22 protein-coding genes and 1 pseudogene are annotated in these 23590 nt (G+C 70.2%); 11 read left to right on the top strand and 12 right to left on the bottom strand.

Translation table 11 applies throughout. The annotated features are described in order from the left end of the window. Positions 1-30: 30 nt before the first annotated feature. The 5 genes and pseudogenes from QF030_RS38500 to QF030_RS38520 all read left to right on the top strand — a co-directional run. Complete coding sequence (locus QF030_RS38500; RefSeq protein WP_307167196.1) at positions 31-774, top strand: transposase; 744 nt, start codon at positions 31-33, stop codon at positions 772-774. Continuing rightward, entirely contained in the window at positions 771-2900 is a 2130-nt protein-coding gene (locus tag QF030_RS38505; protein ID WP_307167197.1) for an MMPL family transporter, read from the top strand. Before QF030_RS38500 ends, QF030_RS38505 begins: the two co-directional genes overlap by 4 nt. Before the next feature lie 233 nt (positions 2901-3133). Then, complete coding sequence (locus QF030_RS38510; protein WP_307167198.1) at positions 3134-4399, top strand: sensor histidine kinase; 1266 nt, start codon at positions 3134-3136, stop codon at positions 4397-4399. Continuing rightward, positions 4396-5067 carry a response regulator gene (locus QF030_RS38515; RefSeq protein ID WP_307167199.1) on the top strand — a complete coding sequence of 224 codons (672 nt, stop codon included), beginning with the start codon at positions 4396-4398 and terminating at the stop codon, positions 5065-5067. Before QF030_RS38510 ends, QF030_RS38515 begins: the two co-directional genes overlap by 4 nt. A gap of 198 nt (positions 5068-5265) precedes the next feature. Then, positions 5266-5514 (top strand): annotated as a pseudogene (locus QF030_RS38520) (IS1380 family transposase); the annotation flags it as partial. A 248-nt stretch (positions 5515-5762) separates the two neighbouring features. On the opposite strand, the gene QF030_RS38525 reads toward QF030_RS38520, so the two are convergent. Then, entirely contained in the window at positions 5763-6683 is a 921-nt protein-coding gene (locus tag QF030_RS38525; RefSeq protein WP_307167200.1) for an immunity protein TriTu family protein, read from the bottom strand. A 419-nt stretch (positions 6684-7102) separates the two neighbouring features. Between QF030_RS38525 and QF030_RS38530 the strand changes: the two genes are divergently transcribed. After that, a complete protein-coding gene (locus QF030_RS38530) occupies positions 7103-7474 on the top strand; it encodes a hypothetical protein (RefSeq protein ID WP_307167201.1) in 372 nt (123 codons plus the stop codon). 212 nt (positions 7475-7686) lie between these two features. Here QF030_RS38530 and QF030_RS38535 read toward each other — a convergent pair whose 3' ends face one another. Genes QF030_RS38535 through QF030_RS38545 form a run of 3 tightly spaced genes read right to left on the bottom strand, consistent with a single transcriptional unit; the run spans position 7687 to position 10339 of the window. Beyond that, complete coding sequence (locus QF030_RS38535; RefSeq protein WP_307167202.1) at positions 7687-8433, bottom strand: SDR family oxidoreductase; 747 nt, start codon at positions 8431-8433, stop codon at positions 7687-7689. Then, positions 8430-9422, bottom strand: a complete 993-nt coding sequence (locus QF030_RS38540; RefSeq protein ID WP_307167203.1) for an alpha/beta hydrolase family protein — start codon at positions 9420-9422, stop codon at positions 8430-8432. The genes QF030_RS38535 and QF030_RS38540 overlap by 4 nt, the downstream gene beginning before the upstream one ends. Continuing rightward, positions 9419-10339 carry a zinc-binding dehydrogenase gene (locus tag QF030_RS38545; RefSeq protein ID WP_307167204.1) on the bottom strand — a complete coding sequence of 307 codons (921 nt, stop codon included), beginning with the start codon at positions 10337-10339 and terminating at the stop codon, positions 9419-9421. Before QF030_RS38545 ends, QF030_RS38540 begins: the two co-directional genes overlap by 4 nt. Positions 10340-10428: 89 nt before the next feature. On the opposite strand from QF030_RS38545, the gene QF030_RS38550 reads away from it, so the two are divergent. Further along, positions 10429-11373 (top strand): LysR family transcriptional regulator, encoded by a 945-nt coding sequence (locus QF030_RS38550; RefSeq protein WP_307167205.1) that lies wholly within the window; start codon positions 10429-10431, stop codon positions 11371-11373. A gap of 392 nt (positions 11374-11765) precedes the next feature. On the opposite strand, the gene QF030_RS38560 is transcribed toward QF030_RS38550, so the two are convergent. From QF030_RS38560 to QF030_RS38570, 3 genes are all read right to left on the bottom strand, one after another. Continuing rightward, positions 11766-11909 carry a hypothetical protein gene (locus QF030_RS38560; protein WP_307167206.1) on the bottom strand — a complete coding sequence of 48 codons (144 nt, stop codon included), beginning with the start codon at positions 11907-11909 and terminating at the stop codon, positions 11766-11768. A 468-nt stretch (positions 11910-12377) separates the two neighbouring features. Beyond that, a complete protein-coding gene (locus tag QF030_RS38565; RefSeq protein ID WP_307167207.1) occupies positions 12378-14690 on the bottom strand; it encodes an FdhF/YdeP family oxidoreductase in 2313 nt (770 codons plus the stop codon). Between the two features lie 36 nt (positions 14691-14726). After that, positions 14727-15323, bottom strand: coding sequence for an SRPBCC family protein (locus QF030_RS38570; protein WP_307167208.1), 597 nt, complete (start codon positions 15321-15323; stop codon positions 14727-14729). Positions 15324-15691: 368 nt separating this feature from the next. On the opposite strand from QF030_RS38570, the gene QF030_RS38575 reads away from it, so the two are divergent. Continuing rightward, a complete protein-coding gene (locus QF030_RS38575; protein ID WP_307167209.1) occupies positions 15692-16867 on the top strand; it encodes a hypothetical protein in 1176 nt (391 codons plus the stop codon). A 299-nt stretch (positions 16868-17166) separates the two neighbouring features. On the opposite strand, the gene QF030_RS38580 is transcribed toward QF030_RS38575, so the two are convergent. After that, positions 17167-18690 (bottom strand): hypothetical protein, encoded by a 1524-nt coding sequence (locus tag QF030_RS38580; RefSeq protein WP_307167211.1) that lies wholly within the window; start codon positions 18688-18690, stop codon positions 17167-17169. A gap of 386 nt (positions 18691-19076) precedes the next feature. On the opposite strand from QF030_RS38580, the gene QF030_RS38585 reads away from it, so the two are divergent. Continuing rightward, positions 19077-19568: a flavin reductase family protein gene (locus tag QF030_RS38585; protein WP_307167212.1), complete on the top strand. Its 492-nt coding sequence runs from the start codon at positions 19077-19079 to the stop codon at positions 19566-19568. Between the two features lie 42 nt (positions 19569-19610). Then, positions 19611-20066 carry an amphi-Trp domain-containing protein gene (locus QF030_RS38590; protein ID WP_307167213.1) on the top strand — a complete coding sequence of 152 codons (456 nt, stop codon included), beginning with the start codon at positions 19611-19613 and terminating at the stop codon, positions 20064-20066. Positions 20067-20164: 98 nt separating this feature from the next. Here QF030_RS38590 and QF030_RS38595 read toward each other — a convergent pair whose 3' ends face one another. Beyond that, entirely contained in the window at positions 20165-20605 is a 441-nt protein-coding gene (locus tag QF030_RS38595; RefSeq protein WP_307167214.1) for a MarR family winged helix-turn-helix transcriptional regulator, read from the bottom strand. Positions 20606-20694: 89 nt separating this feature from the next. Between QF030_RS38595 and QF030_RS38600 the strand changes: the two genes are divergently transcribed. Next, positions 20695-21147 (top strand): nuclear transport factor 2 family protein, encoded by a 453-nt coding sequence (locus QF030_RS38600; protein ID WP_307167215.1) that lies wholly within the window; start codon positions 20695-20697, stop codon positions 21145-21147. A gap of 120 nt (positions 21148-21267) precedes the next feature. On the opposite strand, the gene QF030_RS38605 is transcribed toward QF030_RS38600, so the two are convergent. From QF030_RS38605 to QF030_RS38615, 3 genes are all read right to left on the bottom strand, one after another. Beyond that, a complete protein-coding gene (locus tag QF030_RS38605) occupies positions 21268-22467 on the bottom strand; it encodes a hypothetical protein (RefSeq protein ID WP_307167216.1) in 1200 nt (399 codons plus the stop codon). A gap of 137 nt (positions 22468-22604) precedes the next feature. Continuing rightward, complete coding sequence (locus tag QF030_RS38610) at positions 22605-23132, bottom strand: SigE family RNA polymerase sigma factor (RefSeq protein ID WP_307167217.1); 528 nt, start codon at positions 23130-23132, stop codon at positions 22605-22607. A gap of 180 nt (positions 23133-23312) precedes the next feature. Further along, positions 23313-23576, bottom strand: a complete 264-nt coding sequence (locus QF030_RS38615) for a DUF3253 domain-containing protein (RefSeq protein ID WP_307167218.1) — start codon at positions 23574-23576, stop codon at positions 23313-23315. Positions 23577-23590: the final 14 nt, after the last annotated feature.

Genomic DNA, 23590 nt, shown 5'->3' on the forward strand with positions numbered 1-23590 from the left:
CGTGAGTGTTCGTCGTCCTACCGCAGTGACGTGTCCGACGCCCGCTGGGCCTTGATCAAGGCAGCTCGGGTGCACGATCTGCGAGAGATCGTGAACGCGATCCTCCATGTCAACCGCACCGGTATCCCGTGGGAGTATCTGCCGCACGACTTCCCGCCGTACAAGACCGTCTACGACTACTACGCCAAGTGGGAAGCCGACGGCACCACCCAGCAGGTCCACGACCTGTTACGCGACAAGACCCGCCGATTCCACGGCCGTCCTGCGGAGCCGACCGCCGCCGTGGTGGACGGGCAGAGCGTGAAGACCTCGGCGAACGTTGCCGAGAGCAGTCAGGGCATCGACCTCGGGGACCTGGCCGCGGCACATCCGAGCGTGTCCAAGGTCTGGGCCGACGGTGGTTACCAGAACAGCATCTTCAACCACGGTGCGGCGGCCCTGGGCATCGACGTCGAGGTGGTGCAGAAGCCACGGACGAAGGGGTTCTCACGGCGGCGCGGACGCCGTCGTGTGCCCCGGGTGGGCCCGGGCCCCTCGCGCCCTCCCGGCGGGGGACTGATTCTGCTGCGGGTCGGTGAGGGCTGGTCGCGCGGTTCCCCGCACCCTTTCCGGGGCGGCGCGCCGTCCGCCGACTACTCCCCAGGGAGTAATCCGCACCCGCCGTCACCCCCGGTAGTACGCGTCACCTCGCCCTCCCGCCCGACGAAAGCCGTGGTTCTCACCGGAAGTCTGGGGACCGAAGCAGACGTCACCCGGAGGGAGATCGGTCGATGAGGGCCGGAGAGACAACCACGACGAGGACGGGGCGCGGGCGAGCCGTTCCATGGGCGGTGCTCGGGCTGTGGATTGCGGTGATCGCGCTCGTCGGGCCGTTTGCGGCGAAGCTCGCCGACGTGCAGCACGACAAGGTCACCGACTACCTGCCGGCGAGCGCGGACTCGACGCGAGCGGCGAAGATCGAGGACACGTTGCCCGGTGGCGAGACCACCGAGATGGTGCTCGTCTACCACCGGGACGGCGGGCTCAGCGCCGCCGACCGGAAGACCGCGGCCGGGCAGGTCGCGGAGATCACCCGACAGCACGAGCTGATCAGCGGTGCGCTCAAGGGGATTCAGTCCAAGGACGGCACGACCCTGATGTACCCGATCGCCAGCAACGAGCCCGGGGCGAACGAGGAGCAGCAGGACAAGCTCGTCAACGACGTCCGCGAAGTCGCCCAGGACGAGGGCGGGTTGAGCGTCGATGTGGGCGGCACCGGCGCGCTGGCCACCGACTCCGGCGCGGTCTACGACTCGCTCGGCGGACCGCTGCTCTACACCACCGTCGCCGTCGTCGCCGTACTGCTGATCCTGATCTACCGCAGCCCCGTGCTGTGGCTCGTACCCCTCGTCGTCGCCGGGATCGCCGACTACATGTCGATGGGCGTCGCCTACGGCCTCAACCAGGCCTTCGGCACGACGGTCTCGGGCCAGAGTTCGGGTGTGATGACAATCCTTGTGTTCGGAGCGGGCACGGACTACGCGCTGCTGCTCATCTCGCGCTACCGGGAGGAGCTGCGGCGCATCGAGCGACCGTACGAGGCCATGGTCGCCGCCCTGCGCGGCTGCGGGCCCGCCGTGCTCGCCTCCTCCGGCACCGTCGCCGCCGGACTGCTGTGCCTGCTCGCCGCCGACCTCAACAGCAGCCGGGGCATGGGCCCGCTCGGCGCCGTCGGTGTGCTGTGCGCGCTGATCGCGATGCTGACCCTGCTCCCCGCCGTCCTCGTACTGGTCGGACGGCGGGTGTTCTGGCCGCTCGTGCCCGCCTTCGGGAGCACGCCCAAGCAGCGGCGGAGCCTGTTCTCGGCGATGGGCAGCTCTGCCGGACGCAGGCCGCTGACCGTACTCGCGAGCGGTGCCGTACTGCTCGGTGCCCTCGCCCTCGGCTCACTCAACCTGCCGGGACCGCTCAAGCAGGAGGACTCCTTCGTCAAGAAGCCGGAGGCCGTTGTCGCGATGGAGACCCTTGCCAAGGCCTATCCCGGGCAGGGCAGCCAGCCCATCGACGTGATCACCCCGCAGGGGCGCGCCGACGAGACCCTCGCGACCGTCCGCGGCACACCAGGCGTGGGCAGCGCGGAGAAGGGGCGTACGGGAGACGGCTGGACCGAGATCGCCGTCTTCGCGAAGAGCGCACCCCAGTCGGCGGAGGAGACCGCCACCATCAAGTCCCTGCGGAACGAACTGAAGGGCTCCTACGTCGGCGGGGACAGCGCCCAGCAGATCGACCTGGAGGTCACCAACGCCCGGGACACGAAGATCGTCGTACCGCTCGTCCTTGTCTTCGTGATGCTCATCCTGATCGGGCTGCTGCGGAGTCTGGTCGCACCGCTGCTCCTGGTGGTCGCGGTCGTCGCGGTGTGGGGCGCCTCCCTCGGAATCGGCGGACTGGTCTTCGAACCGCTCCTCGGCCTCAAGGGCACCGATCCGGGGCTCGGACTGCTGTCCTTCGTGTTCCTGGTCGCCCTCGGCGTCGACTACGGCATCTTCCTCATGCACCGGATGAGGGAGGAGTCCCTGGCGGGAGCGGAACCGGCCACGGCGGCACTCACCGCACTGCGCACCACCGGCGGCGTCATCGCCTCCGCCGGACTCGTCCTCGCCGCGACCTTCGCCGTGCTGACGAACATGGGCCTGGTGCAGCTGGTCCAGCTCGGCTTCGTGATCGCCGTCGGCGTCCTGCTCGACACCTTCCTCGTACGGACGTATCTGGTGACCAGCGCCAGCGTCGCCCTGGGCCGGAAGGTGTGGTGGCCGGGCGTGCTCTCACGGCGGCCCGGGCCGGCCGAACCGGCCGGGTCGAGCGGAAGGGGCGGACCGACCGAGCCGCCCCGGCAGCCGGAAACCGTCAGTGCACCCTGAGCACGCTGTTCGAAGGCCTCGATCGAACGCTCTGATCGAGCACGCTGATCGTGCACCGTGATCCGGCGGGCCCGCCCAGGTGCCTCTCCTTCCGTAGGGGCGCCCGGGTGTCCGCACGAGTACCGGAAGATGGAGCCGTGGAAGAACGGGGAACGACCACAGGGGTACGCGTACGGTCGGCGGCGGAGACGGCGGCCGGTGGGGGCGGGCGGTCCCGTCGCGGCGAGCGCATCATGTCCGCCATCAACCGCGATCCGCTGACCGCACCGCACCGCACCCGCAACGACGCGGTCCTCGCCCTGTGCGTCGCCGTGCTCGCCGTAGCCATCGCCCGTACGGGCGGCGAAGGGATCCGGCCCGACCTTCTCAGCTGGACGCTGCTGCTCGCCGGGCATGTGCCCCTCGTATGGCGGCGCCGCCGTCCGGTGGTGGCCCTGCTCGGGGTGGTGGCCTGCGTGGCTCCGTACCAGGCCCTCGACTACAACCCCGCCCCGCCCATCCCCGCGACCGTCCTAGCGCTCTACACCGTCGCGGCGACCGGCGCCGTACGCCGCACGCTGCTCACCGGTGTCGCCGTCCTCGGCCCGACAGCGATCGGCAACGGCCTCACCAACCCGAAGGGGGCGCTGGAGTCCCTGGAGATCTCCGGCTGGATCATCGCGGTCCTGTTCATCGGTATCGACGTCCGCTACTACCGCCGGTACGTTGCCTCCATCGTCGAGCGGGCCGAACGGGCCGAACACACCCGGGAGGAGGAGGCCAGGCGCCGCGTCGCCGAGGAACGGCTGCGGATGGCCCGTGACCTGCACGACCTGCTCGCCCACAGCATCACGCTCATCGGCGTGCAGACGTCCGTGGCGGCCCACGTCCTCACCGCCGACCCCGAGCGCCTCGACCGCAAGGCCGTCGCCCAGGCACTGGACGACATCGCGGGGACCTGCCGGATCGCCCGGGGGGAACTGCGTACGACGCTGGAGGTGCTGCGGGCGCATGACACGGTCGTGGGAGTGGGCGCGGATCCGGGGCCCGGTTCCGTGTCCGGTTCTGTTTCCGGGGCCGAGGAGATGCGGGGGCCGCTGCCCGGGATCGACGGACTGGCCGATCTCGCGGAGACCGGCCGGGTGGCCGGGGCCAAGGTCGAACTGTCCGTCCGCGCGGGCGACATCCCGCCCTCCGTGGGCGCCGCCGCGTACCGGATCGTGCAGGAGGCGCTCACCAACGCCGTACGTCACGGCGGCCGCGAGGACCTCACCGTGCGAGTGGGGCTGTGGACCGCGGACGGCGCACTGCGGGTGAGTGTCAGGGACGACGGGACGGGCGGGGACGACGGCTCGGGCGGCGGAGTGGGCCCGTCCGACGGCACACCAGGGTTCGGGCTCATCGGGATGCGGGAGCGGGCCCGTAGCGTGGGCGGCACACTGGACGCCGGCCCGGGGCCCGCCGAGGGCTTCGAGGTGACCGCCACACTGCCGCTGTCCCGGGAGGACGAGGTTCGATGACCATCCGCGTACTGCTGGCCGATGACCAGCACCTCGTACGGGCCTCCTTCGCGATGCTGGTCTCGTCGGCAGGGGACATGGAGGTCGTCGCCGAGGCGGGCACCGGGCGGGAGGCCGTGGCGCTGGCTCGGTCGGCGCGGGCCGATCTCATCGTGATGGACATCCGCATGCCCGACCTCGACGGGATCGAGGCGACCCGGCTCATCGCCGCCGACGAGGATCTCGCGGGGGTGAAGGTGCTCGTCCTGACGACGTACGAGACCGACGAGCACATCGTCGAGGCACTGCGGGCCGGGGCGTCCGGCTTCCTCGTGAAGGACATCAGGCCGGCCGAACTCCTCGACGCCATCCGGACGGTGGCCGCGGGGGAGTCCCTCCTCTCGCCCGGTCCCACCTCGCGGCTGATCGCCCGCTTTCTGCGCGCGCCGAACACCGGGACGACATCCGCGGTGGGCGGGCTGAGCGGGCTGTCCGAACGGGAACGGCAGGTGCTCGCGCTGGTCGCGCGCGGTCTCAACAACCCCGAGATCGCCGACGCGTTGGGACTCAGCCCGCTGACCGCGAAGACGCATGTCAGCCGGATCATGGGCAAGTTGGGGGCGCGGGACCGGGCGCAACTGGTGATCGTGGCGTACGAGTCGGGGCTTGTGATACCTGGGACTGTCTGAGTCCGGGCCGACTTCGGGGCGGGTTCAGGTTGCGTTCCGGAGGTCGGTTCTACGGTCCCTCAACTCCCTGCGCTTGCACGGGTATTGCTCTGTCCCTCCGTCGCACTAGTCTGCGCGTTTCGCTTATGGGGGTGTCCGAAGGCTTGAGCGGAAAGCGAGAGTTGCTTTCTGAGCTGGGAAGATGAGGCTTGTCGGTCTCTGTCATCGCAGCAGGAAGGCACTTTCTGCGTGCACCCTACCCACTTGCGTCCCAGGCTCGTCGTGTCGGCCGATGGCCCCGGGGTGGTCAGTCACGCCGGATCCCGCTTGCTGGCCGATCTCTCCAATGTCACAAGCCTGACCAGCGCCTTCACGGACGCACTGCGACCGCGTGGCGCCGGGCACGACCCCGGCCGGATCGCGGTAGATCTCGCGATCATGCTCGCCGACGGCGGCGAGGTCGCCGCCGCCACCGTCCAACCCGTCCTGCCGTTCATGCGCGAGCGTTGGCGAACGGCCTGGTGAGCACCGCCCTGCTGACCGGCACCCCGAACACGGCAACGCCGGTCAGTCGCCGCACCCGTCCGGAGATGTCGTACAGACATGTGGGTTCCGCGATCGAGTGTCGAATCGCGGAGCGTTGAACTGCGGTTTCCTTCGAGTCCGCGTCAGTTGTCGTCGACTTCTGTCCGCAGAATCGTGTCCAATCCTCGTGATCAGCCGTTCGTGCCGAGGACGATCCAGTCGAGTATGGATCCGAGGAGGGCATGGAGTTCTTGCTCTGATTGGAGGTCTCGGTGCTCAGGACGGTTGTCACCGCTGCCGAGGTCCACGAAGTCAAGTTCGGCTTCACCGCTGTTCCAGACGGTGATCTGTATGGCCCGGTTCCCGGCCTCGACAGTCAGCCATGCACTCTTTTTGAGTCGGCCGTCTCCTGGTGAGTGCCGTAGGTCGGCGGTGATCCCACGTGTGCGGAGAACGGCGTCGTTCTCGGCGAACCATGTCGTGAGCGCGTCCGGGAGGTTCGGAGGTCGATGGCCGTTCCCGGCTGTCGGGTAGGACATCTGGAAGGCGAGGCGCTCATCGGCCTGACCCCCGATGCGAGCGAGCACACTGTCCAGGTCGAGGAACTCCTCCCAGACCGGCCTTCCGCTCGCCGACGCGAGTCTGGCGACGACAAGGTCTTCGAGCTCGGGGATCCGCTTGTTCTTCCAGATCTTGTCGGCCAGGCTGACCAAGAGGTCTTCCATCCCGGCCTCCTCGGTGGTCCAGGCGGCGTGTGTTCCGGCGAAGCGTGCCATGGCGGAGTCGACGCCTAGGGTCATAAGCAGTTCGCGGCCTGCTTCTTCGTGCTGAGCACCGGGAGCGGACAACTCGGCGGGGTGCAGAGTCTTGCCGATGTCGTGGGTGGCGGCTCCGAAGAGGACGGCCTCCGGGTCGATCCCTAGATCGAGGTTGCGCGTGGCGATCCATTCGAGGAGTTGCCCCGCAACGTCGTGAACTGCTCGCAGATGAGCAACCAAACGCGGCGGAGCGTCAACACTGTGAAGTAGTTCGGCTGCTTCGATTGGCAGTGGACGCAGCGGGAACTGGACGGTGTCCTGGAGGGCGATCGACAGTACTCGCGAGGTCGTCACCGCGACAGGGTAGCCGTTGCAGTCGCTGTTGAGATCGGGCCTTCAGGACCGATTCCCGTCGCGCTGGTCACTGTCCACATCGGTGTCTCGTGCCAGGCCTTTCTGCAGATGTGTTCCACGACTCCATCCCGTTCTCTTCGCGTTGCCGCGCCGGGCGACGAAGCCGTCCGGGCGGACGAGGACCGCTCCCGGGCAGTGATGCCGTACTGGCGGATCCAGTCTGGCGCCGACGCCCTGCGTTGATGTGGAACATTCGGGGAGATCCATTGAGGGAGCGCCCAACTGGCTTCTTTTGGGACGAAACGATCTTGACGGCGCGTCGGTCGCCCTGATGAGCTGGCACAGCCGATCGGGGGACGGCATGTTCCGCGTTTCCGGGTTGGCGCATTCATCTGACCAGCTCTCCAGGAGTAGCGCTCATGAAGAAAGTCGCCCATCTCGCCCTCGCGGCGCTGACCACGATCTCGCTCGTCGGGCTGGCCTCCCCGTCGGCGGACGCCGCCACCAGCTGGCATTGCAGCGGCAAGCTGACCAAGCGGTGCATCAGCCACAGTGGCGCCAAGGTCACGGTCAAGTTCTCGAACACGACCGCCAGGTCCGCCAAGGGTCAGTTCGGTGTCACGTGCGCCGGCTCCGGCGGCCAGGACGCGAAGGTCCTCAAGGACGGCACGATTCCCGGCTACGACACCTTCTCGAAGTCGTACCAGTGCCCGAAGGGCTTCCGTGACCACGCCACTGGCTGGCAGATGAGCAATGGCAAGGTCTACCGCACACCGGCTATCAAACTCTAGGCAGGTCGAGCAGGAGGCAGGCAGCGCCCGCGGTGCCTGCCCCAGCGGGAGCGCACAGCGCACCCGTCCGTCGCGGTCAGGTCAGCCCGCTGCCGGCGCCCCGGCCGACCATTTGTTCGGACGGGTTCTCGTCGTCGAGCGTGGAGAACGTCGCGAGAGAGGCCGCACCGCTCCGAAGAAGACGCGTCGGGCTGTGTGTGTTCGGCCGATCGTCAGGCGGGTACTGCCCCGACCAGGCCGCCGTCGATGACGAGATCCTGACCGTTGACGTAGGACGCGTCGGTGGAGGCGAGGAAGGCCACAGCCGCGGCGACCTCTTCCGGGCGTCCGAAGCGGCCGGCGACGATCTGGTCGGTGACCGCCTTTGCCTCCGCTGTGGTCAGCGCGTCGGCTGGGTACATCGGGGTGTCGATATAGCCGGGGCTGACGGAGTTGACGCGGATACCGCGCGGGGCGAGTGCGGCGGCGAGGGTTCGGGCCAGGTTGTGCACGGCGGCTTTGGTTGCCGAGTAAAGGGTCAGGACGCTGTTGCCCCGATGAAGGGTCCAGGAGGCGTTGATGACAATCGAGCCTCCGTCCGCCAGCAGCGGCAGTGCCTTTTGGACGGTGAAGAACAGCCCCTTGAAGTTGACGTCGATGGTGTGGTCGAAGTCAGTCTCGGCGATGTTCTCGAACGGCAGGAACGTTCCGGTGCCCGCGTTCGCGAAGAGGCCGTCCAGCTGGCCGTGACGGTCCCGGACGGCCTCCATCAACGAGTCCACCGCGCCGAGGTCGGCAGAGTCGGCCACGATTCCCGAGGCGCTCGGCCCGAGCGCCTTGACGGCGGAGTCCACCCGTTCGCGGGTGCGGCCGGTGACGATGACTTGGGCATCTTCGGCGACGAGGCGGTGGGCGGTCGCCAGGCCCATGCCGCTGGTGCCACCGGTGATGAGGACGGTCTTGTCGGTGAAACGGTTCATACCAGTGCTCCCGTCAGGGTGCGCGTGAGGTGGTCACTGAGGTGGGGCAGCCAGTCGTGCCGCGCGTTACCGAGGAGGTGGTCGCCGTGTGGGACGCACAGGTAGCTGCCGCGCGGTGCCAGGCGGGCCAGGGGCTCGCCGTTCGTCACGCCGGGGATGACGTCTTGGCCGCCGTCCACGACCAGCAGCGGGGCCGCGATGCGGGGCGCCAGGGCGGCGAGGTCCACGTGCCGTACGAACTCACGGGCGGCGTCGGCTCCTCCGGTGCGCTGGGCCATGATGTCCCGTACAGGCTGGGGTAGTTCCTCCCAGTCGAGGCGGAAGGGGCCACTGACGGTGGCGACGGCCGCCACGCGTGGCTCCAGCGCCGCGGCCCGGGCCGCGAAATAGCCGCCCAGGCTCAGTCCGACGAGCCCGATGCGTGCGACGCCGAGGGCGTCGATGACCCGGCCTACGACCCGCTCGTAGTCCGGCACGAAGGACGTGGTGGCCGCGAGCACGCCCTGTCCGGGGCCGTCCATCGCGAACACCGCGAGACCCCTGGCCAGCAGCGCGGACACCAGGTCGAGGAATTCCTCCTTGGCCGAGTCCAGGCCGGGGATGACGACCACGGTCCCCGGGGCGTCGGCGGGGCCGCGCAGCCAGCCGGTGAATCCCTCGCCGCTCACCCGCCGCGCAGCGGGCTCCAGCACCGTCAGCGCCCGGCTCAACGCGTGATCCGCCTCAACAGCGGCCCGCGGTGTTTCCGCGTAGGGTGCCAAGGTGGCCAGGTGGAACCACCGGGCCGCCATCAGCAGGTATTCACCCCCTGAGAGGGGTGATCTCGCGTGCTCCGCACGCTGGAGGTAGCTATGTCCGGTGCGCAGGAAGGACGGGCCCCAGTCGGTGACGGAGGTGAGGCCGGCGGTGACGCGCTGGTACTCGTGGGGGTCCACGCCCGCACCGGTGGCGCGTGTCCACTGGGCGGCGGCGAACTCGGTGGCGTTCATCGTGCTCCTCCGGTCAGCAGGACGGCCTTGCCGCGTATCCGGCGCTCTCGTAGGTCGACCAAAGTGTCGGCGGTCTGTGCCCAGTCGGTGATGCGGCCGATTTCCGGGTGCAGTCGGCCCTGTTCCACGAGGCGCACCAGTGCCGAGAGGTCGGAGTGGTACGGCGCGCCGGCGTAGTGGAAGTGCTGGATGGTGACCCGCTCAGGTCCGCCGAGAAGCTGGAAGAAGTCGAGGGTCACCGGGGTACGGCTCGCCTGACCGAACCAGACGAGCGTGCCGCCCGGGCGCATCTTCGACAGGGCGAGGGGCAGGTTGGGCCCGCCCGTGGACTCCAGCACGACATCGAACGGTCCCTGGGCCGCCGCGACCTCGTGGACTACCGTCGCGCCCAGCTCCGCGAGCCGCTCGCCGCGTTCCGGCGTGGCCGTTGTCGCGGTCAGTTCGGCTCCCGCGCTGACGGCCAGCTCGGTGACGTAGTGGCCGACGCCGCCTGAGGCGCCGGTCAGCAGCACCCGCCGGCCGGTCAGCGAGCCGGCCGTACGCAGCAGCCGCAGGGCAGTGATTCCGGCCAGCGGCAGGGCCGCCGCCCGTACGCTGTCGATGCTGTCGGGGAGCACCGCGAGCGAGTGCGTGGGCACGGCGGCGTACTCGGCCCAGCCGCCCTGCGCCGGGTGCCCGACCACGCGGGTGCCGATGCCGGGGCCGGATCCGTCGGCTGCCGCCTGCACGACGAGCCCCGCGACGTCCTTGCCGGGCAGCAGCTCCGGCCGGGGGTGTTCGAGAAGAAACATCTCGCCCCGGTTCGGGGCGAACGCCTCGACCTTGATCAGTACCTCACCGGGCTCCGGCTCGGCCTGTGGGACCTCGGCGAAGGCGACCGGGCACGCCGCTTCTCCCGTGGGAATCAGTCTCTGCATGAGGAGGATGCAACCTCCGCGGCTGCCCCGCGATCCAACAACGAACAAGCACAGTCGACAACCCTTGGTTGTCACCTATGGTGGGAGCCATGGATCTCGACGTGGCGCACGTACGTGCCTTCGTGCGCACCGCCGAGGAACTGCACTTCGGACGGGCGGCCGGACAGCTTGCCATCTCCCAGCAGGCGCTGTCCAAGAGGATCGCACGGCTGGAATTCCTGCTCGGCACCGAACTGTTCCAGCGCGGCGGCAACGGCGTACGCCTCACCGAGGCCGGACAGCGTTTCCTCCTACCGGCCCGGCAGGCCGTGGCCGCCGCCGACGCCGCCGTCGCGGCAGTGGTCGTCACGGATGATCCGTTGCGCGTAGACGTCTGGGGTCACCTCTACGCGCCGATGCGGACGCTGGCCCAAGTCGCTGGACAAGCCGGAGAGCTGACGTTGGGGCACGGGCGCGATCTGCCGTCGGTGACGACGGCACTGCTGCGCGGCGACATCGACGCGGCCTTCGGTCGGGTCCACCCCCCGCTGCCCGCCGGCCTTGCCCACCGCCTCGTCCGCCTTGAGCCGGTGGATGCCGTACTGAGCGAGGACCATCCGCTCGCAGCCGAACCGGCGCTGCGACCGGACCAGCTGCGCGGCAGCATGCTGTGGGCGCCCGGCCCGCTGAACCGACTCGACTTCCTCCACCGGTTCGCCGACCGGTTCGCCATCCAGAACACGGCGACGAGCGTCAACCTGGGGCTGGCCCACTTCCTTGCCGAGGTGACGGAAGAGCCGCGACGCTTCTCGCTGGTACCTGCGGATGTGCCACTGCCGGAGGTCCCCGGACTGCGCTCCGTCCCCCTGGTCGATCCCACGCCGCTGTACGCCTGGTCACTGCTGTGGCGCACCGGCAGCGGGCACCCGGGACTGAACAGCCTCACCGCCGCCTGCGCGGGAGAAGCTGGGCGCAGGCGATGGCTGGAGTACGACCCGGCTCGCGACTGGCTGCCCGAACCACCCACAAGCGATCCTGGCCCCGGATCAGAATGACCTCGTTGCAGACAGCGCCATTCCGCGTTTCATAGGTGGTCGCTCGTGAAACACAGGACCGCCCGACGGTCCACCTGCGGCGATCATGTTTCATGAGTTGCTGCAAATGACTTTGGACGTCTGAAACACCCTCATGAGCGATCCGAGCTCGTGAGCGACGACTTCAAGCGCGTAAAATCGCACGACTACCCGATGTCCACCTGCGCCTCGTACTCGCGATCGCCGGTATCCACACCGCAGGCTCCCTGCGTGTCGTCCAACTGCTCGCCTCCGAGCTGAACACGCTCTGGGGCAAGGTTGGAGAGCGCTGACCGCCGTTGAGACCGAGTCCGACTGGCAGCATCCGGGCGCCGCCGTAGCCGGCGACGAGCGTGACGGGTCGTCCAGTGGCGCTAGGCATCGTCGCCCCGCTCGCTCCGAGGGACGTCCGGGTGCTGTTCCGTTGCGGTGCGCTCGCCCGGCTCGTCCCGCTCGTCCCCGGCCTGCGAGGGTGTGCGCGAGTACCAGGCGTCGTCATCAGGGGCTCCGGATTTCATGACGGCCTCGTTCGTCGCTCACCTCCATCCTCCCCTCTCAGGCCGTGGTGGAACGTCTGCGGCCTCACCGTGCGAACGGCAATCCAGCGTCGTTCAGAGAGGCGATCCGCGGCCGGCCAGCGCCCGCACCATCGGCCGTCGCCAGGTCGTCGGCACCGGCGCTGTCCGGCGCTGGTCCCTCACACAGGGAGCATGAGGCGTAGCCGATCCACCCTTCTTTCCCCTGGACCGGTCCGGGGGACGGGTGGCGATCTGCCCGTCCCCCGGACGTGGCGGGGGGCGATCGCCGTGCTCCGGCCGGATCTGAACCAACAACGATTGCCCGAGCTCCGGCCTGGAGGCGGACGGCCGGCGGTGAGGACGGCCGCCAGTTCCGGATCGGTCTCCTTGTGGTGCTCCATCGCGGCGAGGAACTGTTCGTCGGTGAGCTCGGCGGTGACGCCGAGGTCGGCCATGGTGTCGGTCTGGTCAGACGGGTGCCGGCCGGGACCGGTCGCCCGTGGGTTCCAGGCGGACGACGATGCCCTTGGAGGTGGGCTGGTTGCTCATGTCGGCGACGCTGTCGAGCGGCACCAGGACGTTCGTCTCCGGGTAGTAGGCGGCGGCCGACCCCTTGGCCGCCGGGTAGGACACGACCTCGAAGTTCTCGGCCCGGCGCTCGGTGCCGTCCTCCCAGACGCTCACCAGGTCCACCCGGTCGCCCTGGGCGAGGCCGAGCGCGGACAGGTCGGCCGGGTTGACCAGGACGACGTGGCGGCTGCCGTGGATGCCCCGGTAGCGGTCGTTGTTGGTGTACGGGACGGTGTTCCACTGGTCGTGCGAGCGCAGGGTCTGCAGCAGCAGGTGTCCCTCGGGGGCCAGGGGGACCACCGGCTCGTTGCAGGTGAAGCGGGCCTTGCCGGTCTCGGTCCGGAACACGCCCTCGTTGACCGGGTTGGGCAGCTGGAAGCCGCCCGGGCGGGTCACCCGGGCGTTGAAGTCGTGGAAGCCCGGCACGATCCGGGAGATGCTGTCGCGGATGGTGTTGTAGTCGCCCTCGAACTTCGCCCAAGGGATGTCCCCCGTGCCGTCGACGCTGAGCCGGGCGAGCCGGCACAGGATGGCGACCTCGCTGAGCAGCATGCGCGAGGCCGGTTCGATCCGTCCCCGGGAGGTGTGCACCTCGCTCATGGAGTTCTCGACGGTGACGAACTGCTCGCCGTCGGCCTGGACGTCACGCTCGGTGCGCCCCAGCGTCGGCAGGATCAGGGCGGTGTCGCCGCAGACGGTGTGCGAGCGGTTGAGCTTGGTCGAGATGTGGGCGGTCAGCCGGCACGTACGCATCGCCTTCTCGGTGACCTCGCTGTCGGGCGCTGCGCGCACGAAGTTCCCGGCCAGGGCGAGGAAGACCTTGACGCGGCCCTCCAGCATCGCCTTGATCGAGTTCACCGAGTCCAGGCCGTGCGGGCGCGGCGGGTCGAAGCCGAACTCCTCTCGCAGGGCGTCCAGGAAGCTGTCCGGCATCTGCTCCCAGATGCCCATGGTGCGGTCGCCCTGGACGTTGCTGTGGCCGCGCACCGGGCAGACGCCCGTGCCGGCACGTCCCAGGTTGCCGCGCAGCATCAGGAAGTTGACGATCTCCCGGATGGTGGGCACGCCGTGCTTGTGCTGGGTGATGCCCATCGCCCAGCACACGACGACGCGTTCGCTGGCGAGGACCTCGTCGCGGACCTTCTCGATCTCCTGGCGGGTCAGTCCCGTCGCCGCGCGCACGTCGTCCCAGTCGACGGTGCGGGCGTGCCGGGCGAACTCCTCGAAGCCGGAGGTGTGGGCGTCGATGAAGTCGTGGTCCAGGACGGTGCCGGGGCGCGCGTCCTCCTCCTCCAGCAGCAGCCGGTTCAGTGCCTGGAACAGGGCGAGGTCCCCGCCGGGCTTGATGTGCAGGAAACGGTCGGCGATCTGGGTGCCCCGCCCCACGATCCCGCGCGGCTTCTGCGGGTTCTTGAAGCGCCGCAGCCCCGCCTCCGGCAGCGGGTTGACCGCCACGATGCGGCCGCCGTTGCGCTTGGCCTCCTCCAGCGCGGAGAGCTGGCGCGGGTGGTTGCTGCCGGGGTTCTGCCCCACCAGGAAGATCAGGTCCGCGTGGTGGAGGTCGTCCAGGCTCACGGTGCCCTTGCCGACGCCGATGGTCTCGTTCAGGGCGAAGCCGCTGGACTCGTGGCACATGTTGCTGCAGTCGGGCAGGTTGTTGGTGCCCAGGGCGCGGGCGAAGAGCTGGAAGACGAAGGCGGCTTCGTTGCTGGCCCGGCCGGAGGTGTAGAAGACCGCCTCGTCGGGCGAGTCCAGCCCTTTGAGTTCCTGCGCGAGGACGCCCAGGGCGTCCTTCCAGCCGATGGGCTCGTAGTGGTCCGATCCGGGCCGTTTGATCATCGGCTCGGTGAGCCGGCCCTGCTGGTTGAGCCACATGTCGGAACGGGCGGCCAGGTCGGACACGCTGTGCTCGCGGAAGAAGTCGGCGGTGATCCGGCGCGTGGTGGCCTCGTCGTTGATGTGCTTGGCGCCGTTCTCGCAGTACTCGTTGCGGTGGCGCCGGCCCGGGGCGGGGTCCGCCCACGCGCAGCCGGGGCAGTCGACCCCGCCCACCTGGTTCATGGTGAGCAGGTCGACCCCGGTCTTGCGCGGGGAGGTCTGCTCCAGGGAGTACTCCAGCGCGTGCACGACGGCGGGGACCCCGGCCGCCCACTTCTTCGGCGGTGTCACGGAGAGGGAGGTATCCGGTTCCTCACCGGGCGGGTTCTGCATCGCTTGGCCTTTCTCTTGCCGTGTCGGGCGGGCAGGTCAGCCGACGGGCCACTGGGCGACACGGCTCCTGGGCGGTTCCGGGGTGTCGTGCTGGACACGGCCGTTGCGGATGGTGCCGCGCCAGGCGCCGCCCTCCTGGCCGAGCCCTTCGATGAAGTCCTTGAAGCTGACAAGTTCTCCGCGCACCAGCCGGGCGGCCAGCTCCGTGACCCTGGGGGAGCGGGTGAGGACCTTCACGGCGCCGTGCGGCCGCAGGAGCATCCGGACGGTGATCGCGGTGCCCCCGGACTCCGTGGGACGGAACTCGACCTCGCCCTCATGGGTGGGATGCTGCTCCAAGCCCCGCCAGGCCAGGTAGGCGTCGGGGTCCTGTTCCACGATCTCGACCGGGAAACGGTGGCGCACAGGGCCGTAGCCGATGGTCCACGCGGTGACGGTGGGCCTGACCTGCTCGACGTCGCGCACCACGGCCGAGAAACGCGGGAACGTCTTGAACTGCGTCCACTGGTTGTAGGCCGTACGGACCGGCACCGCGACCTCGACCCTCTCCTCGACGTGCCGCTCGCGCAGCGGACGGCGGCGTGTGACGCCGTCGCCGCCGGTGCGCCCGTCGTCCTCTTCGTGCGCCATCATGGTCCTTCTTCCGGTGAGAAAGCCGAGCATCCGGACGTTCGGTTCCCCCTGGTGTCAGGGCACCACTTCCGGTTCCCCGATCCCGGGCTTCAAGTCACCCGACCGCACCCCCGACCCCTGTGCACGGGCCCGAGGGCACGTCCGCCGGGCTTCTCCGGCGCCCGGCGGCCACCTCCAGCTTCACCCCTGGCCCCGGCCACCCGCCACTCACCGCACCCCGGCAGGCGGGAGAGTGAGGACGGACTGGACGAGGTGGCCCAACGGGCCGGGCCGGGACCAGGGGTGCATCCCGCGACCGATCGACACCCCCTACTCTTCGGCTGATCGGAAGCACTCACCGAGGCAGGACCAAGACGGGGGAAGGCACCATGACATATCGGCGCGCGGCGATACCGGCACTGACCGGCGGCCTGCTGATCACGTTGTTGCTGTGGTGGGCCGGGGCGAGCGAGCAGGCACTCCACCTGCGCGGCGCCACCAGCGTGTTCGACGTCCAGTCCGTGATCGAACTCCGGCGCTGGCTCGCCCCCTGGTCGTACGACCCCTTGACGGAGTCGCTGTCGGACGGGACCGCGGGCGGGGACACGCCCGTGACCGGCAGCGCCCGGTACGCCGACCTGCACAACACCGCCATGCAGATCAGATTCGTGGCGGTCTTCGTGTTCTTCCTGGCCGGTGCGCTGCTGATCATCCACCGGATCCCGCCGACGCGGCGCCGTACGCCGGCCACGCTGCTCGCGCTGTGGGCCTGGGGCCCCGTGGCCGCGACGCTGGCCGTGACAATCTCCGCGCCTTGGCTGATCGCGTCCGGGGGACACGGCAGCTACCGGGCGCTGCCGCAGCTGGCGAGTGTGATCGCGTCGAGCGGACCGGTCGCGGTGTTCGCCGGACTGCTGACCGCGCTGCTCACGGTGCTCGTCGCACGTCTCACCACCACGGGGCCGGAGCCACTGCCCCTGCGAAGTGTGCCGCCGCGCGCCGCCCGCCTGGCCGCGAGCGCCGGGACCGTGGTGGTCGCGCTGTCCGTGGTCGTCCTCTCGTACCAGTCGGTGGCGGCCCGGATCCAGACCTCGTTCGGTGGCGGGGGCCTGCTGTCCGAGCCCGGCGACCTGCTCCGTCAGTGGCTGCTGCTCGGCGCGTGGACCGGCCCGGCGACCGGGCAGCTCGGCGACTGGCTCCTCTACCGGGCCGCCGACGTGCTCCTGCTGGCCGTGGTGTGGTGGTCGCTGCGGCTGCTGCCCGGTCTGCTGACCCGGACCACGGCGCCGGCGATGGCGGTCGGCGCGGTCTGCGCAACGGTGTGCGCACTGCTGGCGAGCCAGGTGCTGCACATGGCGATCGACGACACCGTCGGCGTGTGGGGGCCCGTGTACCTGTTCTCCAAGCTGGGCAGCGGCATCCCGGCCGCTCTCACCTTCGGCGTTCCGGCGGGACTCGCGGCCCTGCTGACACTGCGGCTCGCCGGGGCCCGCGACACCGGCGAGTCCCCCGGGGCGACGGCCACGGGTGGAGCCGTCCAGGCGGCGCCGCACAGCGGTTCCTAGCGAGGCCCGCTGTCCGCTCGCCACCCGCCGACGTGACGGGTGGCGCCGGTGGCCCTCGTCGACGGCCGTGTCCCCGCTCCCGTCCCCGAGGGACGGTGCCCTCGTCCCAGTTCTCGGAGCCGGAAGCCGGATCGTTCCAGCCATGGGTGCAGCGGCTCCGTGTCCCCGTACACCTCGACGCAGTCGTCGGCCGGGGTGCTACGGCTGTACGAAGACAGCGCGAGGTCGGTGGGCGGGGCGCGCACCGCTCACCGCGGCCTTCTCGTGGGCGGGGCTCCGGGCGATCGGCTCACCGCCCGTCAGGGCCTCGCGACCCGCACGGTGAGCGGATTGTTGAAGTAGCCGGAGGCGGACTGCTGTTCGTGGAAGCTCTCGCCCGGGCCGCCGCCGTAGACGCGGAAGAACCACGCACGACCGGTGTGATCCTCGAAGTCCTCCTGGAGCCTGCGCCGCGGAAGTCCCTGAACGTCCTTGATGTCAGGATCCGTGCACAGCCTGCGCATCACGTCGTCGAACTTCTTCTTGAACGTCTGCTGGTCGTCGGTCTCGCTCAGGGCGCTGATGGTGCTGAACCAGCCGCCGGCCTTCTTCGCCCGCTGGTAGAGCGTGTCGTACAGCTCCTCCCGCGCGATCCTGTCGAAGTCGTTGCGCGCGTAGTTCTCCAGCGTCACCCGGCAGCTGCCGTCGAGCGAGGAGGCGACCACGGCCGCGAAGTGATAACCCCAGACGTTGTCGCCGCGGGCCGCCGGCGGCTGGACGGAGTGGTCGCGCTCGTCCTCGGCGGCCATGCTGAAGATCGCGAAACCCTCGCCGACGTGGGGTGACGCGTGCTGGTTGACGCCCAGCCGGGCGGCGGTCCCGTCCCGTCCGCCGTTCCTGACGGCCTCGCCGTACACCCTTCCGTTGTCCGGCGCCGCCCGGTCCCTGGCCCCGGCCGCGTCGACCGCCCCGGGCACGTCCAGGCCGCCGTCGGGCGAGGAGGCGATCTGCCCGGCCAGACTGCTGATCCGGGGATCGCTGTCGGAGCCGGGGGTGATGTCGAACTCTCCGGTGCCGGCGCCGAGCACCACCCGGCTCGTCTTGTCCCGGCTGGAGCCCATCAGTTTGCAGGCCACCGTGATGCAGGTGCTGCGCACCAGCGAGACGAACTCCTCACCGGTGGGCTGCTGCGTCTGCTGCGCGAGCACCGGCTGCACGCGGGAGAGCCGTCGGCCGCCGACGGTGATGCTCCTGCCCTGCAGGGCGAGGCGCACGATGCTGCCCGCAGCGTCCAGGGAGGCGTTGGCGTTGTCGACGACCTGCTGGACGGCGTAGAACTCCTTCGGCTCGTCCGTGTCGAGCACGGCGAGCGTGCCGTCGTTCGCGACGCGCAGCCCCGCTTCGGCCGGTTTCACCTGGCGGGCGGGATAGCGGATGCGCTCGGGGACGCCACGAGGGCCCAGGGTCGCACCGCTGCCGGTCACCACCCTGGCTTCCTGCTCCTGCTCCATGAAGTGCGGGCCCTTGTCCCCCTCCTCGCGGTCCGCCGGGTAGCTGCCGCCGGGAAGGGTGGTGATCCGCTGGACGACCTGACGCGCGGAGCCGGTGGGGCCGGGGGACCGCGAGCCGTCCGCGCCGCCCATCGTTTGGCTCAACGCGGCGTTGCCGACGCTCTGTTGGAGCGCGGCGATGGTGTCCGTGCCGGCTCGGGCGGCGAGGCCCCGGCCGGACAGGTCGGCCCATACACGGGCCGCCGCGCCGGGTGCCGCGGGCACCGCCGAACGCCGGGCAGGCCGCTGCCCGGCATGGGCGGACATCGGGTCCTGTTCTGCTCTGCGCACCATGTCCGTCTGTCCGTGTGTCTTCTCTTCAGGCGCCGGTCACGCGCGTCTCCCGCGTTGCGGGGCACCTCGTCGGCGCCGTACCGATCAGCGTGGACGGGTAGGCCGCCATGTCCCAAGGGCTCGGGGGCAGCCGCCGGGGAAGACTTCCGTGGCCTTTCGAGCAGCCGTGCCGTCCTGGCGGACGGGTGGAGGGGGCGACGAGTGGACGGGCGGACGGGTGGAGGGGGCGACGAGTGGACGGGTCGGCGGGGCGGACAGGTGGACGGGGATCGAACGGCCGGAGCCGTGGAGTGTGGTGCCCGTTCGTGTAGTCGGGCCGCCGGCGGGAACCAGGTTCTCGCCCGGCGTCAGGCCGGGCGCGGGTCGGTCGGCGGAGGGGCATCGGTATGACGGACATGGACGCGTTCACCGACCGGCTGGACCCGGACATGTGTGTCGTGACGGCCGAGGCGGGCGGTGAGCGGGCGGGCTGCCTCGTGGGCTTCGCCTCCCAGTGCTCCATGCGGCCGGTGCGGTTCGTGGTGTGGCTGTCGAAAGTGAACCGGACCTTCGAGGTGGCGCGCGCCGCCGAGTTCCTCGCCGTGCATCTGCTGACGCCGGAACAGTTCGAGGTGGCTGCCCTGTTCGGGGGCGAGACAGGCGACCGGGTGGACAAGTTCGAGCGGACGCGCTGGACGCAGGGGCACGGCGGCGCGCTCGTCCTCGAGGACGCGTACGCGTGGTTCGTCGGCAGGATCGAGCAGCGGATCGATGCGGGCGACCACGTCGGTTTCGTTCTGGACCCGGTGCGGTCCGGCGCGCGGGGCAGGCCCGACGGCCGTCCGCTGCTGAGGCTCGCGGACGCCTTGGCGATCGAACCGGGGCATCCGGTGGACTGATGCGCCTTCGCGCGCGAGCGCACCGGATGTCCGATGGCGTGCATGACCGCAGAATTGGCGTTATGTGTGGTTCATGCCGGATCGGAGGCGTTGGTGAAAGACCTCAAGTTTGAGCAGAAGCGCTCGCTGTCGCGTCTGGAGGCGGCCGACCAGCTCACGGCGCTCGCGGCCGCGCTGCGCGAGGGCGGCGACGTGGAACTGGCGTTCGGCCCCGGAATGCTGAGCCTGCGCATCCCCGACGACCTGCGCACCGAGATCGAGGTCGAGGTCGGAGACGGAGAGGTCGAGCTGGAGTTCGAGCTCAAGTGGCCGACCGTACCGACCAGGGCGGCGTCGGCGCGAGCAGGAACGAGCACCGACGAGGCCGCGAAACCCAGGAAGGCCACGAGACCCAAGGAGTCCACGAGCCGGAAGGCGGCGTCCGCCGGCCCCACTCGGAGCAGCGCGGGCGCGGGTCGGAGCAGAGCCGCGAAGTCGTCCGCGGCGAAAACGGCCTGAGCGGGGCCGAGCGGTGCGCCCGGGGCGCCCACCGGGCCGGTTCGGTGCGCCGGCTGCGACCGATGGAGGAGGTCGAGGGCGAGCGGGCCTACGGGCCGTCACCGCGATTCGTGGTGGGCGAGAACTCGGCCGAGCAGGCGGGTCAAGGTCTGCCGGTCCTCGGCCGACAGCGGTTCGAGCAGGTCGTCCTGTACCTGATCGAGCAGCTGGTCCAGGCGTCGCAGCTGCTCGGCGCCGTCCGGGGTGAGGCTCACCTGGTTGCGCCGCCCGTGGTGCGGGTCCGGTGCCCGGTCGACGAAGCCCTGCTCGACGAGTCGATTGACGGCCGACACGACATCGCTGCGGTCGACGCGGCACCGGCGGCCGAGCTCCGCCTGGCTCGCCGGGCCGAACTCGTGCAGGGCCGCCAGGATGCGGTAGTGGTACCCGCGTGCCCCGGCGGCGGTGAATCCGGCGAACACCAGCCGGCGGGCGTGCACGGCGAGCTGCGTGATCAGCCAGCTCGGCTTCGCCGTCAGGCGCCGGGGGATCTCGTCCATGACGAGCACTTTATATGTGTGGGTGGGACCCACATCCATCAGTAGTGTGGGTCCCACCCACATTGGAGTAGCCGTCAGAAGGAGACCTGATGTCCGCTGCCGACCGGATCGCCGATCGTGTCGAGATCGCCGAACTCTTCGCCCGCCTGGCCGACCTGCTGGACGAATGCCGCCACGACGACATCGCCACCGTCTACCACGACGACATCGTGGTGCGGGGGCCGAACGGCGAGCTGCGCGGCCTCGGCGAAGTGACCGCCCTGCTGAAGCGGAGCCAGGTCGAGGGGGAGCGCACCCAGCATGTGCACGGTGACGTGCTGGTGCGCGTCGACGGTGACCGCGCGAAGGCCACGGCGAACCAGCTCGTGTACTTCTACCGGGACGGTGAGCCGCCCCACCGGACAAGCGGCCTGCGGACGGCCTGCACCGCCGTGCTGACGCCGGCGGGATGGAGGTTCAGCGAAACGCGCATCACGCTCGCCTGGACGCAAGGGGCGCCTCGGGTCGTCCCGGCGCCCGGCCCGGGTGATCCGCACGAGTGATCGTCCGCCGGGCCGGCCGTCCCGGTCCCTCGCTCGCGCCTCCGGCGCTCACCGGGACGAGCCCCTCCCGAGGCTCGCCGTGCCCGCCGGGCGGGGGCGCAGCTCGCCGGCTCACCGACGCTACCGGGCGATCAGCCAGGACCGGCTGGTGGCGATGGCCTTGAGCTCTTCGGCCGTGATCAAGGGGGAGGCGCCGCTCTTCCGGGACGTCGGACTCGGAGCGTTGTAGGCGGAGACGGACATCCACAGCCCGTTGACCCGGAGCGCGTCGACCCGGAGCTGTACCACTCCCGGCTGCCGGCCCGGCAGTTGCCGGGTGCCGACCTTGGTGCCGTCGGCCAGTGTCTCGTTCCATGCCTCCTTGTCGCCGGCGGTCCGGGTGGCCTCGATGTAGGTCCGGGCGCGGCTCTTGGAGTCGACGACGACGACATGGCCCTCCGTTGCGGTGCCGCCCTCCGAATAGACGTGCAGGCGCTCGGGCAGCAGGTCCTTGAGCAGGGGCAGGATGTCGCCCGGCTCGGCCGTGGAACCCGGCTCGGCAGTGCCCAGGGAGTTGGGCTTCCCGTCGGCAAGGAACGAACCGTCGACGAACATCGCCAGATAGCGCAGCTTGCCCGGGTTCATGCGGGGGTTTCGGGTCAGCGGTTCCTCGGTGGCGTTGATCGGCGACGCCACGTTGTTGGTGGCGACCTCGATGAGGTACCCGCTCGGCGAGAGCATCGTGACCGCCCACTTCTTGATCCCGCCCGCCTTGCCCGCCTCGGTGTACCCCTTGACGGCCCGGTTGTCGGGCTGTGCCGTGCACTCCTCATAGGGAGAATCTCCTTCGGGCGGGCACGTGATCAGCTTCCTCAGGGAGTCCTCGGCCGGGTCGACCCGGCGCACCGAGAGCGTGACCCTCGCCGCGCTGAAGCCGTCCTCGAAGTCGATCGAGGCCGTCGCGGACCGGCTCGCCTCGGAACTGCCCTGCGCCTGGAGCTTCGGGTGCCCGACACCGATCCCGGAACGCTCCATGCCGTTCTGCAGGATGTTCTCCATCTCCTCGGCGGTGACCGCGAAGTTCCGGTAACCGCCGCCGGGTGCCGGTGTCGAGGGCGGGCCGCCGGCCTTGCCGTCACCGTCCCGCCCACCGCCCAGTTGGACACCGGCCGTCGCCACGAGGACGACGGCCAGGGCACTCCCGGCCACGGCGGAAGCGCGGCGACGGGCCAGCCTGCGGCGGCCGCGCGTCAGGCTGCCTTCCGCCAGGGAACGCCGGTCGGCGGTGAAGGTGCCCGCCGTGTCGCGGAGCACCTTCCCGAGCTCGTCTTCGAAGGGCATACGGAACCACCAGTTCCTGTGTTTGTGCGGACGGGCGTGCGGATCGGTGAACGGGGCGGGCCCTCGTCGGCCCGGGTGTTCGTGACGAAGAGAACGAACGGCGGGGGAGTCCGGCCGGGGGCGTCAGGCCGGGACGGTCAGGCCGGTGTGATCAGTTCGGTGAGGCTGCCCCCGAGCCGTTCGCGGAGTTTCGCCAGCGCCCGGGTCGAGCGGGTGCGTACGGCCGCGGAGCTCACGTTCATCGAGTCGGCCGTCTCTTCCACGCTGCGGTCCTCCCAGTACCGCAGCACCACCACCGCCCGGTCCTTGGGCGGCAGTTCGCGCAGGGCCTGGAGCAGCGCGAGCCGCAGAGCCGGGTCTTCCGAGCTCCGGGGCATCGCGGTGTCCGGCAGATCTGCCAGGGGGCGCTCGGCCGCGGAGTACCGCCGACGGTGTGTCAAAAACGTCCGTACGAGCACGGTATGGTCATACGCGGCAGGGTTGTCGATCCGGGACATCCGCCCCCACAAGGTGTACATCCGGCTGAGCGTCTCCTGCACCAGGTCCTCGGCGAGGTGGGTGTCCCCGCTGGTGAGCAGGCACGCGGAGCGGTGCAGATGCCCGGCACGTCCGGTGGCGAACTCCATGAACTCATCTGTCCGGGACGATGTCCGGGACCTTCTCATTCCCACCCCTCGGCGCCTTTCCGTTGGCTACACCTCACAGACGCGGTGGGCCGGGGCAAATGTTTCAGATGAGTTCGGCGGGATCCGGGCGAGGCGACGTGATCGATCCCGGCGGCCCCTGTGTGGCGCTGATCCCCGCCCCGGAGATGCCGCGGTCCGCCCGTGCGTCCGCGGCGGCCGTCAGCGTGTCCGGCGGATCCGGATCGGTCCACGGGCCGTCGTCGGGTCGACGGGCTCTCCGGCCTGGGTGATCTCCACCAGACCCGCCTGGGACAGGCGTTGTGCCGCGGCACGCGTGGGCTCCATCAGCCGTCGCCAGCCGTCGTCCGTACCGGGGTGGACCGACCGAGCCACCTCGGAGGGGCAGATCGAGACGTCCGGCCGCCGCCGTCCCAGGAGATCGAGGATGGCGCGCTCGAGCCTCTCGTCCTCGTCGGATGCCATGGCGTGACCTCCTC

The organism is Streptomyces rishiriensis, assembly GCF_030815485.1.
GTDB classification, from domain to species: Bacteria; Actinomycetota; Actinomycetes; order Streptomycetales; family Streptomycetaceae; genus Streptomyces; species Streptomyces rishiriensis_A.

Excerpts from the sequence above, each read along its gene's own strand:
- QF030_RS38610 (WP_307167217.1), bottom strand. The coding sequence starts at position 23,132 with ATGAGAAGGTCCCGGACATCGTCCCGGACAGATGAGTTCATGGAGTTC.
- QF030_RS38595 (WP_307167214.1), bottom strand. The coding sequence starts at position 20,605 with ATGGACGAGATCCCCCGGCGCCTGACGGCGAAGCCGAGCTGGCTGATC.
- QF030_RS38515 (WP_307167199.1), top strand. The coding sequence starts at position 4,396 with ATGACCATCCGCGTACTGCTGGCCGATGACCAGCACCTCGTACGGGCC.
- QF030_RS38565 (WP_307167207.1), bottom strand. The coding sequence starts at position 14,690 with ATGCAGAACCCGCCCGGTGAGGAACCGGATACCTCCCTCTCCGTGACA.
- QF030_RS38615 (WP_307167218.1), bottom strand. The coding sequence starts at position 23,576 with ATGGCATCCGACGAGGACGAGAGGCTCGAGCGCGCCATCCTCGATCTC.
- QF030_RS38585 (WP_307167212.1), top strand. The coding sequence starts at position 19,077 with ATGACGGACATGGACGCGTTCACCGACCGGCTGGACCCGGACATGTGT.
- QF030_RS38540 (WP_307167203.1), bottom strand. The coding sequence starts at position 9,422 with ATGAACGCCACCGAGTTCGCCGCCGCCCAGTGGACACGCGCCACCGGT.
- QF030_RS38575 (WP_307167209.1), top strand. The coding sequence starts at position 15,692 with ATGACATATCGGCGCGCGGCGATACCGGCACTGACCGGCGGCCTGCTG.
- QF030_RS38545 (WP_307167204.1), bottom strand. The coding sequence starts at position 10,339 with ATGCAGAGACTGATTCCCACGGGAGAAGCGGCGTGCCCGGTCGCCTTC.
- QF030_RS38550 (WP_307167205.1), top strand. The coding sequence starts at position 10,429 with ATGGATCTCGACGTGGCGCACGTACGTGCCTTCGTGCGCACCGCCGAG.
- QF030_RS38510 (WP_307167198.1), top strand. The coding sequence starts at position 3,134 with ATGTCCGCCATCAACCGCGATCCGCTGACCGCACCGCACCGCACCCGC.
- QF030_RS38605 (WP_307167216.1), bottom strand. The coding sequence starts at position 22,467 with ATGCCCTTCGAAGACGAGCTCGGGAAGGTGCTCCGCGACACGGCGGGC.
- QF030_RS38600 (WP_307167215.1), top strand. The coding sequence starts at position 20,695 with ATGTCCGCTGCCGACCGGATCGCCGATCGTGTCGAGATCGCCGAACTC.
- QF030_RS38590 (WP_307167213.1), top strand. The coding sequence starts at position 19,611 with ATGACCGCAGAATTGGCGTTATGTGTGGTTCATGCCGGATCGGAGGCG.
- QF030_RS38560 (WP_307167206.1), bottom strand. The coding sequence starts at position 11,909 with ATGAAATCCGGAGCCCCTGATGACGACGCCTGGTACTCGCGCACACCC.
- QF030_RS38535 (WP_307167202.1), bottom strand. The coding sequence starts at position 8,433 with ATGAACCGTTTCACCGACAAGACCGTCCTCATCACCGGTGGCACCAGC.
- QF030_RS38530 (WP_307167201.1), top strand. The coding sequence starts at position 7,103 with ATGAAGAAAGTCGCCCATCTCGCCCTCGCGGCGCTGACCACGATCTCG.
- QF030_RS38505 (WP_307167197.1), top strand. The coding sequence starts at position 771 with ATGAGGGCCGGAGAGACAACCACGACGAGGACGGGGCGCGGGCGAGCC.
- QF030_RS38580 (WP_307167211.1), bottom strand. The coding sequence starts at position 18,690 with ATGGTGCGCAGAGCAGAACAGGACCCGATGTCCGCCCATGCCGGGCAG.
- QF030_RS38570 (WP_307167208.1), bottom strand. The coding sequence starts at position 15,323 with ATGATGGCGCACGAAGAGGACGACGGGCGCACCGGCGGCGACGGCGTC.